This is a genomic window from Pokkaliibacter sp. CJK22405 (assembly GCF_046614695.1).
Lineage (GTDB): Bacteria > Pseudomonadota > Gammaproteobacteria > Pseudomonadales > Balneatricaceae > Pokkaliibacter.
This window is the reverse complement of the sequence record NZ_JBKKHQ010000005.1, coordinates 1-16530: the sequence shown is the minus strand read 5'-3', so window position 1 is coordinate 16530 and position 16530 is coordinate 1. Positions and strand designations below refer to the sequence as shown.

The 16530-nt window shown below is 53.2% G+C and carries 16 protein-coding genes; 2 read left to right on the top strand and 14 right to left on the bottom strand.

The window, feature by feature from the left end:
* Nucleotides 1–10: 10 nt before the first annotated feature.
* From thiL to glyA, 7 genes are all read right to left on the bottom strand, one after another.
* Nucleotides 11–979, bottom strand: a complete 969-nt coding sequence (thiL, locus tag ACKC9G_RS02850; RefSeq protein ID WP_411403429.1) for a thiamine-phosphate kinase — start codon at nt 977–979, stop codon at nt 11–13.
* A gap of 5 nt (nt 980–984) precedes the next feature.
* The gene (gene nusB / locus ACKC9G_RS02845) at nt 985–1449 is read right to left on the bottom strand and encodes a transcription antitermination factor NusB (RefSeq protein WP_411403428.1); all 465 of its coding nucleotides are present in this window, start codon (nt 1447–1449) and stop codon (nt 985–987) included.
* On the bottom strand, nt 1446–1925 hold the full coding sequence (gene ribE, locus ACKC9G_RS02840; RefSeq protein ID WP_411403427.1) for a 6,7-dimethyl-8-ribityllumazine synthase: 480 nt from the start codon (nt 1923–1925) through the stop codon (nt 1446–1448). Before ribE ends, nusB begins: the two co-directional genes overlap by 4 nt.
* A 17-nt stretch (nt 1926–1942) precedes the next feature.
* Nucleotides 1943–3055, bottom strand: coding sequence for a bifunctional 3,4-dihydroxy-2-butanone-4-phosphate synthase/GTP cyclohydrolase II (gene ribBA / locus ACKC9G_RS02835; RefSeq protein WP_411403426.1), 1113 nt, complete (start codon nt 3053–3055; stop codon nt 1943–1945).
* A gap of 8 nt (nt 3056–3063) precedes the next feature.
* The gene (gene ribD, locus ACKC9G_RS02830; protein ID WP_411403425.1) at nt 3064–4215 is read right to left on the bottom strand and encodes a bifunctional diaminohydroxyphosphoribosylaminopyrimidine deaminase/5-amino-6-(5-phosphoribosylamino)uracil reductase RibD; all 1152 of its coding nucleotides are present in this window, start codon (nt 4213–4215) and stop codon (nt 3064–3066) included.
* Complete coding sequence (gene nrdR, locus ACKC9G_RS02825) at nt 4196–4672, bottom strand: transcriptional regulator NrdR (protein ID WP_411403424.1); 477 nt, start codon at nt 4670–4672, stop codon at nt 4196–4198. Before nrdR ends, ribD begins: the two co-directional genes overlap by 20 nt.
* 150 nt (nt 4673–4822) lie before the next feature.
* Nucleotides 4823–6076 (bottom strand): serine hydroxymethyltransferase, encoded by a 1254-nt coding sequence (gene glyA / locus ACKC9G_RS02820; RefSeq protein ID WP_411403423.1) that lies wholly within the window; start codon nt 6074–6076, stop codon nt 4823–4825.
* Between the two features lie 320 nt (nt 6077–6396).
* Here glyA and ettA point away from each other — a divergent pair, with 320 nt between their 5' ends.
* Together ettA and ACKC9G_RS02810 are read left to right on the top strand one after the other, a co-directional pair.
* Nucleotides 6397–8055 carry an energy-dependent translational throttle protein EttA gene (gene ettA, locus ACKC9G_RS02815; RefSeq protein ID WP_411403422.1) on the top strand — a complete coding sequence of 553 codons (1659 nt, stop codon included), beginning with the start codon at nt 6397–6399 and terminating at the stop codon, nt 8053–8055.
* A 115-nt stretch (nt 8056–8170) separates the two neighbouring features.
* On the top strand, nt 8171–8539 hold the full coding sequence (locus tag ACKC9G_RS02810) for a PilZ domain-containing protein (RefSeq protein ID WP_411403421.1): 369 nt from the start codon (nt 8171–8173) through the stop codon (nt 8537–8539).
* Between the two features lie 79 nt (nt 8540–8618).
* On the opposite strand, the gene radA is transcribed toward ACKC9G_RS02810, so the two are convergent.
* From radA to ACKC9G_RS02775, 7 genes are all read right to left on the bottom strand, one after another.
* A complete protein-coding gene (radA, locus tag ACKC9G_RS02805; RefSeq protein WP_411403420.1) occupies nt 8619–9986 on the bottom strand; it encodes a DNA repair protein RadA in 1368 nt (455 codons plus the stop codon).
* 93 nt (nt 9987–10079) lie between these two features.
* On the bottom strand, nt 10080–10859 hold the full coding sequence (locus tag ACKC9G_RS02800; protein ID WP_411403419.1) for an SDR family oxidoreductase: 780 nt from the start codon (nt 10857–10859) through the stop codon (nt 10080–10082).
* 32 nt (nt 10860–10891) lie between these two features.
* Nucleotides 10892–11956, bottom strand: a complete 1065-nt coding sequence (hemE, locus tag ACKC9G_RS02795) for a uroporphyrinogen decarboxylase (RefSeq protein ID WP_411403418.1) — start codon at nt 11954–11956, stop codon at nt 10892–10894.
* Nucleotides 11957–12115: 159 nt separating this feature from the next.
* Complete coding sequence (locus tag ACKC9G_RS02790; protein ID WP_411403417.1) at nt 12116–12328, bottom strand: hypothetical protein; 213 nt, start codon at nt 12326–12328, stop codon at nt 12116–12118.
* A 116-nt stretch (nt 12329–12444) separates the two neighbouring features.
* On the bottom strand, nt 12445–15012 hold the full coding sequence (locus ACKC9G_RS02785; protein ID WP_411403416.1) for a TRAP transporter permease: 2568 nt from the start codon (nt 15010–15012) through the stop codon (nt 12445–12447).
* 92 nt (nt 15013–15104) lie between these two features.
* Nucleotides 15105–16073 carry a TAXI family TRAP transporter solute-binding subunit gene (locus ACKC9G_RS02780; RefSeq protein ID WP_411403415.1) on the bottom strand — a complete coding sequence of 323 codons (969 nt, stop codon included), beginning with the start codon at nt 16071–16073 and terminating at the stop codon, nt 15105–15107.
* Between the two features lie 277 nt (nt 16074–16350).
* Nucleotides 16351–16530 (bottom strand): hypothetical protein (locus tag ACKC9G_RS02775; RefSeq protein ID WP_411403414.1); only part of this gene is annotated, 180 nt, incomplete at its 5' end.

The window sequence follows — 16530 nt, the reverse complement described above, 5'->3', positions numbered from 1 at the left end:
GAAGATGGGGTCAGAAGTGACGGAATCCTAGCCTTTCAGGGCCTTCAACTTCAGCGTTATTACGCAATAGTCTGATTCCGGTGCGGTGGGTAATCGTGCCGATACATGTCAATGGGACATGCAATCTCTCGAGTTCACGCAACATTTGCTCTTCATCGGCGGGATTCACGGTAAAGCAAAGCTCAAAGTCTTCTCCGCCACTCAGCGCCAGCGATTCGACATACGCTCGATCACCACTGGCCAGAAGAGCCTCAGACATGGGCAGCAGGTCAAGATCGAGCTCTGCGCCCATATGACTGCGCTTACAAATATGCCCAAGATCCGCCAGCAAACCATCGGAAATATCGACAGCAGCTGAAGCATAAGGACGTAACAGCCTGCCATGTTCGACGCGAGGAGAGGGACGATAAAAACGCGAGAGCAGATAACGCTGATAATCCGTCGTCAGTTCGGGGGGAGAGAGTGCGAGAGGCAGGCCTGCTGCTGCATCGCCAAGCGTACCGCTGACATAGATTTTATCCCCAGCCAGCGCACCATCTCGGCGAAGTGCCTGCCCTAGAGGAATACGGCCATGCACCTGGACAGTTAGCGTCAGCGGACCTTTGGTGGTATCACCACCGACCAGGGCCAGGTGATGCTCCTGAGCCAGAATCGAAAGCCCACTGACAAAGCCTTCCAACCAGTGCTCTTTGACTTCTGGCAGGGTCATGGCCAGTGTAAACCAGACCGGCTCAGCGCCCATGGCGGCCAGGTCGCTGAGATTGGATGCCAGAAGACGGTAACCAATATCCTCCGCATCGGCATCCACAGGAAAGTGCACACCGCTGACCATGGTGTCCATGGACACCGCCAGCTGCTCACCGTGGCGAAGATTGAGCAAAGCACAATCATCCCCAATCCCCAAAATCACACCCTGCCCGCGCTGAAAAACCTCGCGATTAAAAAATCGGTCAATCAACTCAAATTCGGACAGGGCCATGACTCTTATTTACCGCGTGAAGCTTCAGCAGAGCGCAGATCACGAGCAATCTTGTCCAGCACACCGTTCACATACTTGTGACTATCCGTAGCGCCAAAGGTTTTTGCCAGCTCAACGTATTCGTTGATAACAACGCGATAAGGCACTTCCAGACGGAATGCCATTTCATAGGCACCCATACGCAGAATGCTTTTCTCGACCGGATCAAGATCAGCAATCTCACGATCCAGACGCGGCGCCAGATGCTGATCCAGCTCGCCAGCTTTGCTGGGGATGCCGTGCAGTAACTCGCGGAACAGAGAAAGATCCGTGTCTTTCATATCGTAATCGGTACGGAACTGCAGCTCGATATCCGTCAGACCGCCTTGCGCCAGCAGCCACTGATAGAGCGCCTGCATCGCAAACTGACGTGCATTACGACGTTTGTTACTCAGGCCATTACGCTTGGCTGGCTGTTTCTGCTCACTCATTTATCTGCTCCCAGGTTCTTGAGCAGACTGACCATTTCAATGGCACCCAATGCCGCTTCTGCGCCTTTGTTACCGGCTTTGGTGCCGGAGCGCTCAATGGCCTGCTCGATGCTGTTAACGGTCAGAATACCGTTCATGACAGGGATGCCGAAGTCCAGGCTGACTTTGGTCAGGCCCTTGGCAGACTCTGCACATACATAATCAAAGTGTGGGGTACCACCACGAATGACCGCACCCAGAGCAATGATCGCATCATCCTTTTTCTGCTCTGCCGCTTTCTGGGCAGCCAATGCCACTTCAAAAGCACCAGGCACATAGATCACGCGAATGTTCTCTTCGGCAATACCATGGCGCTTCAGGGTATCCACAGCGCCTTCCATCAGGCTTTCCACCACAAAGCTGTTAAAACGCGCTACCACGATGGTGTAATGACCAGACACGTTGGCAAAATCCCCTTCGATTTTCTTAACACTCATTTTTCGCTTTCCGAGACTTAGTCTTCTGCTTCGAGATATTCGACGATCTCAAGGTCAAACCCCGAAATCGCAGTAAATTTAACCGGGGAGGATAGCAGACGCATTTTGCCTACACCCAATGCCCGTAGAATCTGTGAACCGGTACCGACGGTCTGATAGACGCCTGACGTACCGCCTTCGCGGCTGGCGACACGGCGCTTGCCGGGATTAACCAGCTCACCCAACGCCACGCCAAGATCTTCGCATTGCTGACCAGCGAGCAATACCGCAACGCCGCTTCCCGCCTCACTGATGCTTTTCAGCGCCTGGCGCATGGTCCACTTACCTTGCTTACCGACGCCCAGCACATCACGCATTACATCTGCCATGTGCACTCGCACCATCACTGGCTCATCGGCCTTGATGTCGCCTTTCACCAGTGCCAGATGAGTTTTGCCGGAAATACGGTCAACAAAACTAACCACACGAAACTGACCAAACTCGGTGTCCAGCTCATGCTCTTCAGTCTGCTCGACAGTGCGCTCATGAAGCGTCCGGTAGTGGATCAAATCGGCGATAGTGCCAATCTTGATACCATGAGCCTCAGCAAAGGCTTCCAGATCCGGACGACGCGCCATGCTGCCATCGTCGTTCATAACCTCGACAATGACCGAGGTTGGAGAGAAACCTGCCAGTCTGGCCAGATCACAACCTGCTTCTGTGTGACCTGCACGCGACAACACACCACCGGGGCGAGCCATCAAAGGGAAAATATGCCCAGGCTGCACGACATCTTCCGGCTTCGCATCCACAGCCACTGCAGCCTCAATCGTACGCGCCCGATCCGCGGAAGAAATCCCGGTAGTCACACCAGATGCGGCTTCAATCGACACCGTAAAGTTAGTGGAATAAGGCGTACCGTTTGCGCTCACCATTAAGGGTAGCTTGAGTTTCTCGCAACGCTCACGAGTCAGCGTCAAACAAATCAGTCCTCGCGCATGTGTGGCCATGAAGTTGATCGCTTCAGGCGTCACTTTGTCAGCAGCGAGGATAATATCGCCTTCGTTCTCGCGATCTTCATCATCCATCAGGATGACCATCTTGCCTAAGCGAATATCTTCAATAATTTCTTCGATCGTGTTCAGACTCATGCTCAACCTCAAATCACCGAAGCGCTCTTTACAGCAGGCACAGCGGTAATACGCCAATCTGCACCTACAGGTGAAATATCCTTGATCGACAACGGGTGCCGCTCAGCCATCGTATTCAGTGGCAAGTCCAGTAATGGACGAGCAAGGCTGCCCATCAGAGTAGGCGCCATATAAATCACCAGCTCATTCACCAGACCGGCAGCAACAAAAGCCCCTGCAAGACGAGCACCCGCTTCTACCAACACTTCATTGCACTGCCGCTCGGCCAACTGCCTTAACAGGCTCTCAAGTCCACCCACATCGTGAGTGTTGAAGCACCAGGGCTCGACTTTTCCCTCAAGTACTGAGGCTGACACCTGCTCGTTATGTACATGAATGATGTCGCCGGCACTCTGCAGCAAACGGCAGTCTGGCACAGCAGCCAGGCGCTGGCGGGAATCCAGTATCACGCGAAGGGGCTGCACTTTGGCAAAGTAGGCACATTCCCGTTCAGTGAAATGTCCCGATGATGGGCGAACGGTAAGCGCGGCCTCATCCATTAACACGGTATCAATTCCTGAGATGACAGCGGAACTTTGCGCCCGCAGACGCTGCACATCAGCGCGCGCCTCTGGGCCTGTGATCCACTGACTCTCTCCCGAGGCCATCGCTGTTCGACCATCCAGACTCATGGCCAGCTTGACCCGCACCCAAGGCATTCCGGTTTGCATACGTTGAATAAAACCGGGGTTGAGCGCCCGCGATCGCTCCTCCAACAAACCAAAACTGACCTGAATACCGGCATCACGCAGTATCTGATGACCTTTACCCGCAACCAGTGGGTTAGGATCTTCCATCGCGCTGACGACACGTTCTAGACCGGCATTTACTAACGCCAGTGCACAAGGCGGCGTCTTGCCAAAGTGAGCACAGGGCTCCAGCGTCACGTAAGCCGTTGCCCCCTGGGCTGCATCACCAGCCGCTTGCAAGGCATGAACCTCAGCATGCGGCCCACCGGCTTGCTGGTGATAACCTTCACCAATGATCTTTCCATCTTTAACGATGACGCAACCCACACGCGGATTAGGGTGCGTGGTGAAGCGTCCCTGAGCCGCCAGCTCAATAGCACGGCTCATAAAATACTGATCGTCAGCGCTCCAGTCAGCCATTCTGCGGCTCACTTTCACGCTCCTGACTCAGGCGCTCAATTTCCTGCTGGAACTCTGATACGTCCTGAAAGTCACGATACACCGAGGCAAAACGCACATAAGCCACCTGATCAAGCTTGGTCAGCTCATGCATAACCGCAGAGCCTAACTGACGACTGCCCACCTCTCGCTCACCGGTGGAGCGTAACTTTTGCTTGATTCGGGTCAGTGCCGCTTCAATGGCTTCCGTGGATACGGGGCGCTTTTCCAGCGCGCGCTGCATACCGGCACGAAGCTTGTTTTCATCAAAGGGCTGTCGGCTACCGTCCTGCTTGACGATATGGGGCATCACCAGTTCGGCGATTTCGTAAGTAGTAAAGCGCTCACCACACTGCAGGCATTCGCGACGCCGGCGAACCTGCTCACCTTCTGCAACCAGACGCGAATCTGTGACCTTGGTCTCCTGAGCGCGACAAAATGGACAGTGCACGGGGCAAACACCTTAACTAAAGAGCGAGAGTGGGGAATTGTACCTGAGAAGCGGTTACTCCCCAACAAAAACGGCCGGATAAACCGACCGTTCTTGTCAGACAAGGGTATCGCGCAGTGACACCCTTACCGCGCTGTCATCGCGACTGAATTAGCCGTAGACAGGGAAGCGTTTGCACAGTTCGGAGACTTTGCCACGAACTTCAGCGATAACGGCTTCATTGCTGATGTCAGCCAGAATGTCGCAGATCCAGCCTGCCAGATCTTTACACTCCTGAACACCAAAACCACGAGTGGTCACGGCTGGAGAGCCGATACGCAGACCGGATGTCACGAAAGGAGACTGCGGATCATTAGGTACGGAGTTCTTGTTGACGGTGATATGCGCCGCGCCCAGAGCTGCGTCTGCATCTTTACCAGTCACGCCCTGTTTGATCAGGCTCAGCAGGAACAGGTGATCATCAGTACCACCGCTAACTACATCGTAGCCACGCTCGAGGAAGACACCAGCCATTGCCTGAGCATTCTCTACCACTTTCTTCTGGTAGGACTTGAACTCATCGCTCATCGCTTCCTTGAAGCAGATCGCTTTGGCAGCGATAACGTGCATCAGAGGACCACCCTGACCGCCTGGGAATACGGCAGAGTTCAGTTTTTTCTCGATCTCTGGGTTGGAGCGAGCCAGGATCAGACCGCCACGAGGTCCACGCAGAGTTTTGTGAGTCGTGGTGGTAACCACATCAGCGTACTGCATTGGGCTTGGGTACAGGCCAGTAGCAACCAGACCGGCAACATGAGCCATGTCGACCAGCAGGTAAGCACCTACTTTGTCCGCGATTTCACGGAAACGAGCCCAATCAACCACACGAGAGTATGCCGAGAAGCCAGCAACGATCATTTTTGGCTTGTGTTCAAGCGCCAGCGCTTCAACCTGATCGTAATCAATCTCGCCGGTTTCAGGGTTCAGTCCGTACAGGACAGAATTGTAAACCTTGCCGGAGAAGTTAGGCTTGGCACCGTGAGTCAGGTGACCGCCGTCAGACAGCGCCATACCCAGAACGGTATCACCGGCGTTACACAGCGCCAGATAAACCGCAGAGTTGGCCTGAGAGCCTGAATGAGGCTGAACGTTGGCATAGTCAGCGCCGAACAGCTCTTTAGCACGGTCAATCGCCAGTTGCTCAACCACGTCAACGTGCTCGCAACCACCGTAGTAACGCTTGCCTGGATAACCTTCCGCGTATTTGTTGGTCAGTTTGGTACCCTGAGCCTGCATGACGCGGGGACTGGTATAGTTTTCAGATGCGATCAGCTCGATATGATCTTCCTGACGCTGTTCTTCAGCCTGCATGGCTGCCCACAGCTCGGAGTCAAAATCGGCAATAGTCTGGTCTTTGCTAAACATAATGGTCCCCTCAGGCAAGCAAAGGATGAGTTCTGGTTAGAAGGCGCAAGAGTATACCGGAAAACTCAGATTCCAGCAGGTGAATATTCTGCGATGCCTTCGTCGATTTGTCTCAAGGGAAAACGCCTCCTGCATTACCCAAAGCGCCATCTGCGACGAAAAGCGGATGCATAGCCAAATGCCTGCCAAATCCTTACCATAGGCGCATCTGTAGAACAGAGGCTCTGTATCGCCTGAGGTCTATCCCCAGCGCGGCAGGAGCGACAGCAGCAAGGGCGGCAGCGATGCCCGCCTTGCTCATGACCAAGACAGGATCTCTCATGGCTCAATACGTTTTTACCATGCACAAGCTGGGCAAGGTCGTACCGCCCAAGCGTGAAATTCTGAAGGACATTTCCCTGTCCTTCTTCCCTGGCGCGAAGATCGGTGTTCTCGGTCTGAACGGCTCAGGCAAATCCACTCTGCTGCGCATCATGGCCGGTGTGGATCAGGACTATATCGGTGAAGCCCGCCCGATGCCTGGCATCAACGTGGGCTACCTGCCGCAGGAACCACAACTCGACGAAACCAAAACGGTTCGCGAAATCGTCGAAGAGTCCGTTGCTGATGTGAAAGGCGCACTGGCAGAACTGGACCAGGTCTATGCCGCTTACGCTGACCCTGATGCTGACTTCGATGCTCTGGCTGCCAAGCAGGCCAAGCTGGAAAACCTGATTCAGGCCAAAGATGGCCATAACCTTGAGCGTACGCTGGAAGTAGCGGCGGAAGCCCTGCGTCTTCCGCCCTGGGAAACCGAAGTCAAGGTACTTTCCGGTGGTGAGCGTCGCCGTGTCGCTCTTTGCCGTTTGCTGCTCGACCGCCCGGACATGCTGCTACTCGATGAGCCAACCAACCATTTGGATGCTGAATCCATTGCTTGGCTGGAGCGTTTCCTGCACGAATACCCCGGTACTGTGGTGGCAATCACCCACGACCGTTACTTCCTCGACAATGTTGCGGGCTGGATTCTCGAGCTCGACCGTGGTCATGGCATTCCTCATGAAGGCAACTACACCGGCTGGCTGGAAGCCAAAGAGAAGCGCCTGGAAATTGAATCCAAACAGCAGGCAGCACATGACCGCGCGGTTAAGTCCGAGCTTGAGTGGGTTCGCGCCGGTTCTAAAGGTCGTCAGTCCAAACAAAAAGCCCGTCTGCAGCGCTTTGATGAACTGAGCTCCAAAGAATTCCAGAATCGTAACGAGACTCAGGAAATCTACATTCCACCTGGCCCACGTCTAGGCGACAAGGTGGTGGAAGTTAACAACATCACCAAGTCCTTTGGCGATCGCGTGCTGTTTGAGAACCTGAGCTTTGCTATTCCACCCGGCGCCATTGTCGGCGTCATCGGTGGTAACGGTGCGGGTAAATCGACCCTGTTCCGCATGATCGCAGGTCAGGAAACCCCTGATAGTGGTTCGATTGAGCTGGGCACCACCGTGCAACTGGCTTACGTCGACCAGATGCGCCAGCTGGAAGATAAGAAAACTGTCTGGGAAGATCTCTCTGGCGGCTCTGACATTATCACCGTGGGCAACTATCAGACGCCTTCTCGCGCCTACCTTGGCCGCTTCAACTTCAAAGGTTCAGACCAGCAGAAGTTTGTAGGCGATCTCTCTGGTGGTGAGCGCAACCGTCTTCACCTTGCCAAGCTGCTGAAAGAAGGCGGCAACCTGGTAATGCTCGACGAACCGACCAACGATCTGGACGTTGAAACCTTGCGCGCTCTCGAAGAAGCCCTGTTGGTCTTCCCAGGCAGCGCGGTCGTTATTTCCCACGATCGCTGGTTCCTTGATCGTATCTGTACCCACATGCTGGCGTACGAAGGCAACTCCAACGTGGTCTTCTTCGAAGGCAACTACACCGAGTACGCAGAAGACTTCAAAAAACGTCACGGCAAAGATCATCAGCCCGAGCGTATCAAGTACAAGCGACTGGCCTGAGCCGGTTAAGACAAGCCAGCCTTCGGGCTGGCTTTTTTATTGACGAAACCTCTACACTAAAAACAAAAGTCGACCCGCAGCCAGGTGATCTCTGGCGATGGCAAAGAGAGGCATCATGGAACACCACAATCGACGACGCTTCACCCGCCTGCCGATGGATGTCATGGCAGAACTCACCACATCAGCAGACCGCTTCCAGGCGCTGATTCTCGATATTTCCCTGCATGGCGTGCTATTGCAGCAACCCGAGGAAATGACCCCTCTTCTCGGAGAAGCGGCCAATATTGTTTTACCCCTGTCATCGGACGTAAAAATCCGTCTTCCTGTCTCAGTGGTTCACGCTGAAGAAGGCTTGCTGGGTTGCCAGATTAGGAATATCGAAGTGGAAAGCCTTGCCCATCTGCGCCGTTTGCTGGAGTTGAATCTTGGAGAACCCTTGCTGGTAGAGCGAGAGCTTGCTCAGTTACTGGAAACCAATAAGTAGACTCATGAGCGCATAAAGCAAAAAGGCACCGCAGCTCAAACCTGCGATGCCTCTCACTGACCCTGATCGCTCCCCGCCACTACAGCGCCGCCAATGCCTCACTCAGGAAGCGAACCGGCACCAGTTCCATGCCTTCAATACCGCCTTTAGGGACATTAGCTGCAGGAACGATGGCTCTTTTAAAGCCATGCTTTCCCGCCTCACGAATACGCTCTTGTCCACTCGGAACAGGACGAATCTCCCCCGACAAGCCTACTTCGCCAAAGACGACCAAATCCTGTGGTAGAGCCTGATCCCTGAAAGAAGAAACAATCGCCAACAGCAATGCCAGATCCGCACTGGTTTCAGTGACACGCACCCCGCCAACCACATTGGCGAAGACATCCTGATCCCCACAGTGCAAGCCACCGTGACGGTGTAATACTGCCAGCAGCATCGCCAGACGATTCTGTTCAAGACCAACAGCAACACGCTTGGGGGCAGAAAGATGGCTCTCATCAACCAAGGCCTGAATCTCAACCAGCAAAGGCCGCGTCCCCTCCCAGACCACCATAACCAGCGAACCCGGCGACGCTTGTTCTGTGCGTTGCAGGAAAATAGAGCTCGGGTTTTTCACCTCTTTGAGCCCCTGCTCCATCATGGCAAACACACCCAGTTCATTGACTGCGCCAAAGCGGTTCTTGATGCCTCGAAGCGTACGAAAACGGCTGTCGTGATCCCCTTCCAGCAGCAGCGAAGCATCAATCATGTGCTCCAGTACCTTCGGTCCGGCCAGCGTTCCGTCTTTGGTGACATGGCCGACCAACAACAAAACAGTGCCCGTTTGTTTGGCAAAACGTGTGAGCATAGCGGCACATTCACGCACCTGACTAACACCACCCGGAGCAGACTCAATGAGCTCGGTATGCACAACCTGAATCGAGTCAACGACGAGAATCTTCGGCTTCAGCTCGCGTGCGAAATCCATGATCCGCTCGACACTGGTCTCTGCCAGCATTTTAAGCCCCTGAGCAGGCAATCCCAGACGCTTGGCCCGCATCGCAACTTGCTGCAGCGACTCTTCGCCGGTGACGTATAAGGCAGGCATTTGCTGGGCGAGCTGACACAGCGTCTGCAATAACAGCGTACTTTTCCCCGCCCCCGGATGCCCGCCAATCAGGATGGCCGAGCCCGGTACCATACCGCCACCAAGCACCCGATCAAACTCACCAATGCCTGCACTAAAGCGGGGCGTCTCTGCCAGAGAAACTTCTGCCAAATCAATAACTTTGGCTTGCTCTCCTGCCGCGCCAGCATAGCCACCGCTGGTCGCTGTGCGTTTATTGACAGCACCAAGCCGTACTTCACTCAGGGTATTCCACTGACCACAATTACTGCATTGGCCTTGCCACTTGCTGAAATCTTCTCCGCACTCACTGCAGACGTAAGCGACTTTCTGCTTGGCCATGCTTGTTACCCTACTCTCGGTCAGAAAATGAAGAAAAGGCAGCTAGGCTGCCTTTCGGGGATGAGTGATAATCCAAACTCAGCGCACCAGGCGTCAGAATGTACCCGGATAGGCTCCACCATCGAGCAGCAGATTCTGGCCGGTAATAAAACCGGAATGCGCACTGCACAAAAACACGCAGGCAGAGCCAAACTCTTCTGGCTGGCCAAAGCGCTTCGCCGGATGATTATTACGGCGCTGTTCACGCGCCTCTTCAGGCGAAATATTTCGACGCTTGGCCTCGCCCTTGAATACCTGCTCCAGACGATCTGTCTCGAAAGGCCCCGGCAGCAGATTATTAATCGTCACGTTATGTGCGACCGTCTCCCGCGCCAGACCTGCAACAAAGCCAGTCAATCCTGAACGTGCGCCATTAGACAGCCCCAATACCGCAATAGGAGCTTTAACAGCACCGGAAGTGATATTCACGATACGGCCAAAGCCACGCTCAATCATCCCATCCACAGCACGTTTCATTAGCTCAATAGGTGTGAGCATGTTGGCATCGACCGCCTTGTGCCAGGCTTCACGATCCCAGTCACGAAAATCACCAGGCGGAGGACCGCCGGCATTGGTTACCAGAATATCAATGGCAGGAAAGGCACTGATTGCAGCATCAACACCTTCCGGCGTTGTGATATCAATAGCAACCTCACGGACCTCAACACCATAACGCTCGCGAATTTCTTGCGCTGTTTCGCTTAGCGGGCCAGGAGTGCGCGCCACCAGAGTGAGGTTCACCCCTTCTGCCGCCAACGCTTGTGCGCAGGCCTTTCCTAGCCCCTTACTGGCAGCACAAACGAGTGCCTGCTTGCCTTGTAATCCGGTATCCACTGCCGTCTCCTTATTATCGCTATCACCAATGGTTAACGGTGATAGGGTACACTCAATTCATGAACGGCATCCACGAACACCTTGGCCTTTTCAGGCTCAACAAACTGATGTATTCCGTGGCCCAAATTAAAAACTTGTCCCGGATGAGCACCAAAGGACTCAAGAATAGTCGCCACCTCCGCACGAATTCGGTCTGCTCCGGCATACAGTACACACGGGTCCATATTTCCCTGAAGCGCTACCTGATGGCCAACACGACCTCTGGCTTGTCCAATATCCGTGGTCCAGTCCAGCCCCAGCGCATCGCACCCGGTTTCGGCCATTGACTCAAGCCACTGTCCACCATTTTTGGTGAAGAGAATAACCGGAACTTTACGGCCTTCATTTTCACGAATCAGCCCTGCTACGATCTTGTTCATGTAGGCCAGAGAGAACTCCTGATAGGCCCGATCACTCAGGCTGCCACCCCAGGTATCAAAAATCTGTACTGCCTGCGCCCCACAGCGAATCTGCTCATTCAGATAATCCGTCACTGACAACGCCAGCTTCTCCAACAGGGCATGCATTACCTCAGGGGTGTCATACATCATCGCCTTGATATGGCGGAAATCTTTGCTGGAGCCGCCCTCAACCATATAGGTTGCCAGCGTCCATGGGCTGCCAGAAAAACCAATGAGCGGCACTCGACCATTAAGAGCACCGCGAATAGTACTGACGCACTTCATGACGTAGCCAAGATCACTGGCAGCTTTAGGCACAGGCAACGCTGCCACATCCTGCTCGGTACGGAGCACTTTTCGAAACTTGGGACCTTCACCTGCCTCAAAGTAGAGACCCAGCCCCATGGCGTCAGGAATCGTCAGAATATCGGAGAATAAAATCGCGGCATCCAGATCAAACCGCTCCAGTGGCTGCAAGGTTACCTCGCAGGCAAAATCGGCATTTTTACAAAGACTCAGAAAGTCACCAGCCTGAGCACGAGTCGCCCGGTATTCGGGCAGGTAGCGCCCTGCCTGACGCATCATCCATACGGGAGTGCAATCAACGGGCTGACGAGCCAGCGCGCGCAAGAAACGATCGTTTTTCAGTTCTGCCATAACCTGAGCCTGGTTGCAGTGAAGCGACAAGCACTTCTCTCAAAATGGAAAACGGAATTGTACCTTCCCCGCTCACCAACGTCTTTGTTTGCGGACAATTGACCAGGCCAAAAAATAAAAAAGCCAGCATAAAGCTGGCTTTTTAGCGATCCCCGGGGATCAGACGGAAACGTCAACATTCAGGCCGAGACGACTGTCAGGATCAGGCTTGGCTTGCTGAGGGCCGCTACCGACGGTGCTTTCCTCAATAAGCTTCAGCGCCTGAGCGCCATTAGCCTTTTGTTGGTCCTGTGCCATCGCGGCAACTTTGACACCCAAAGTGTCATTGTAACTGAGGTTGCCAAGGGAACCGGAAACTGAACCAAGATCCATAAGCGTCCTCCTCAAAGTTAATGAATGATGATCGCAGTATGCGCGCATTTATTGGCAGGTGCCAGTCACGGGAAATATCCCGTGACAAAATGGCGGCATCAGAGCAATCGCCTGACTCAGGACTCCCGGCGACGACGTCTGATCTGGTACATGCCCAGAAGAACCATCAGCAGGGTTGCAGGCAGGAATACCCACTCTTTAGCCGGACGATCCAGAGTCATTTCAATCCCCTTCACTTCCCAGTCAAAGTCGATACCCTGTTCCTGAGCCACACTACCAAAATCGACCATATCGACTAAAACTTTACCGTCGTTCTGTGTCAATGTGAGACCAGCGGCAGCCAAACGTCCATCAGCATCAGGCTGCGACTGATCCATCGGCAGTTTGACGATTTTGGAGACATGGTCACCTTCGAGAGTATCCCCTTCTACCAGCAGGTGCAGATCCTCGCCCTGCGGGAGGCCCATAATGGTCTGATTAAGTTCAGCCACCGGTAGCTCAGCCGTAGGCGGATACACACGATCCCACCAGAAGCCTGGACGGAAGAAGGTAAAGGTAAGCAGTAACAGTGCCAGCGTTTCCCACCAGCGGTTACGTACGAACCAGAAGCCCTGCGTAGCAGCAGCAAATAGCAGCATGGCCGCAAGAGCACTCACCACCGTCAGCGCCAGGTGATACCAAGTATCAACACCGATCAGCAACAATTGGGTATTGAAGATAAACATGAAGGGCAGAATCGCCGTACGAATATCGTAGGTAAAACCCTGAATACCCGTTTTAATCGGGTCTGACTTGGCAATAGCCGCTGCGGCAAACGCCGCAAGACCTACTGGCGGCGTATCATCCGCAAGAATACCGAAGTAGAACACGAAGAGGTGCACCGCGATCAGCGGCACTACCAGACCGGACTGCGCCCCCAGTGAAACAATCACTGGCGCCATCAGTGTCGATACCACAATGTAGTTTGCTGTGGTAGGCAGCCCCATACCGAGAATCAAACTGATGATGGCAGTAAAGCCCAACATCAGCAGAATATTCCCGCCTGAAATGAACTCGACAAAGTCGGTCATCACCAGGCCAATACCGGTGAGCGTTACCGTACCAACCACGATCCCGGCAGCAGCAGTGGCCACTCCGATACCGATCATGTTGCGCGCACCGATCACCATACCATCCAGACCTTCATTCAGGCCCTGACGAACCGCTCCCGCGATGTTGCCTTCCTTGCGGAAATGAGCCATCAGTGGACGATGCGTCAGAACGATGAAGATCATGAAAAGCGTTGCCCAGAATGCACTCAGACCGGGCGAGAAACGCTCAACAGTCAAACACCAGACCAGCACAAAGATGGGGATCAAAAAGTACAGGCCCGCTTTTACCGTCGGGCCAGGCTCTGGCAACTCAAGTACCTCAGGATCATCCATGGTTACGTCAGGGAAGCGTGCGGAATAAGCCAGCAGCGCGATATAGGTCACCAGACAGAGGAGTGCAATGATCCAGGAAGCCGCGGCACCAAAGACCACTTTGACCCAACCGACTCCGTAATAAACCGCGGCAGAGAAAAGCACAAAGCCGACGATAACCGTCGCCCAGGTGAACAGTGTTTGCAGGAAGCCTGAACGCTTGCGGCGGGGCAGACCTTCCATACCGGCCTTCACCGCTTCAAGGTGAACAATGTAAAGCAGTGCGATATAGGAAATCAGTGCTGGCAGGATTGCCGCCTTAATAACCTCAATGTAGGGGACACCGACATACTCGACCATTAGAAACGCGGCAGCTCCCATAATGGGGGGAGTCAGCTGTCCGTTAGTCGAGGCAGCAACCTCAATGGCTCCAGCTTTCGTTCCTGGAAAGCCCACCCGCTTCATTAGGGGAATAGTAAAAGTTCCTGTCGTCACCACATTGGCGATAGAGGAGCCGGATACCAGACCGGAAAGGCCCGAGGAAACAACTGCAGCTTTGGCAGGGCCGCCACGCATGTGTCCCAAAAGAGAAAAGGCGACCTTAATGAAATATGCACCGGCTCCTGCTCTCTCCAGAAATGATCCAAATAACACAAACAGGAACACAAAGGATGTCGATACCCCAAGCGCTACACCAAAAACCCCCTCAGTGGTTAACCACTGGTGCGACATGGTTTTCGCAAGACTTGCACCTTTATGCGCAATAACATCAGGCATATAAGGGCCAGCAAAGGTGTAGATCAGAAATACCAGGGCAACCACCATCAAAGGCGGTCCAAGTGCACGTCGCGTGGCTTCCAGTAGCAAGATCATGCCGACAACAGCCGCGACCAGATCAAAATCAGTTGGCGCGCCAGCACGATTCGCCAGCTGATCATAGAAGAGGAACAGGTAGCTGGCAGAAAATGCACCGAGTAATGCCATGCCCCAGTCCTGCAAAGGGACATGATGGCGAGGAGAGGACTTAAAGGCCGGATAAGCCATAAAGGCCAAGAAGATAGCAAAAGCCAGATGAATAGCTCGCGCCTCAGTGTCATTCAGAACACCGAAGTGAAACATGAAGGGCAAAGGTGAGGCATACCACAGCTGAAACGCAGACCATAGAAAAGGAATGATTATCAGTAGTTTGGCAGCTAATCCCTGAGGCACACGGCCTCCGGTATCCGCTTGGGCAACCATGTCCTGAGCATCCACTGGGGCTGCATTGGAAGAGTGACTCATATCGAACTCCAAAAAAGACACGAAACGCAAAAAGCCGCTCAGCAGCGGCTTTGCGAGGCCTGAATGCTTCCAGGCCTACCTGAGACAAGAAATTATTTGATCAGGCCAGCTTCTTTGTAGTACTTCGCCGCACCATCATGCAGAGGCGCTGACAGACCACTCTTAACCATGTCTTCTTTAGTCAGAGTTTCGAAGGCAGGGTGTAAACGCTTAAAGTCTTTGAAGTTTTCAAAAACGGCTTTGGTCAGCGCATACACAACGTCATCAGAAGTATTGGTAGAACTTACCAGAGTAGCAGCGACACCAAAGGTGTGGATGTCTTTTTCAGAACCACGGTACATAGAGGCAGGAATCACGGCCTGACGGTAGTAGGAGTGATCAGCTACCAGTTTTTCTACGACAGGACCGGAGATTTGCACCAGATTGGTATCACAAGCAGTAGTTGCTTCCTTGATAGAGCCGTTAGGGTGACCCACGACATAAACGATGGCATCGACCTTGTTGTCACAAAGCGCTTTTGCCTGCTCCGCTGGTTTCAGTTCAGAAGCCAGAGACAGATCCTCCATGGTCATACCAGATGCTTTAAGCAGCACTTCAAAGGTATTGCGAGAGCCTGAGCCTGGATTACCAACATTAACGCGCTTGCCTTTAATATCATCAAAGTTTTTGATATTGGCATCAGCACGAGCAACCATAGTCAGTGCTTCAGGGTGGAGAGAGAAGACCGAACGCAGCTCTTTGAAAGCCCCCTGATCAACAAACTGATCCTTACCTTCATAGGCGTTGTACTGTACATCAGATTGAGCCACACCAAAGTCCAGTTCGCCTGCACGAATGGTGTTGATGTTGTAAGCAGAGCCACCAGTACTTTCCACAGAACAACGGATACCGTGCTCTTTACGGTCCTTATTTACCAGCTTACAAATCGCACCGCCCGTAGGGTAGTAGACACCAGTGACACCACCAGTACCGATGGTAATAAATTCTTGGGCCTGAACGGATGCAGCGACACTAAGGCTGGCTGCGGCGAGAGCAGTAACAACGGTCTTTTTTAAAGACATGTTCTTCTCCATCTTTTTATATGTTGATTGTAGGGCATGGTTTGCAGTCTTAATTCCTGCAAAGTCAGCCCAACATTATTCACATATCCATTCTCGCCTAAAGTAAAAAATGAATTTTCTTACCAATTTCTTGCTAAAAAATAGATAACTACAGAGTTTTATTCCAGGAAGTCAAAATAATACTCTGAATTAATAAACCAACTGCACTAAAAAGACCTTTCCAATGTCAGGTTTCTAGGCTGTCGTAGTGTCTAAACACAAGTAGAGAACGAAATAACTAGCTCAGAAAGTACGGAATAAGGGGCGTTTGACTGGCCTTGGCCAAGCCTTTTTTCACGCATAAAAAAACACCCTGACCATTTCTGATCAGGGTGTCGGTGTTGGATGCCTGGCAATGACCTACTCTCACATGGGGAAACCCCACACTACCATCGGCGCAGACGCGTTTCACTGCTGA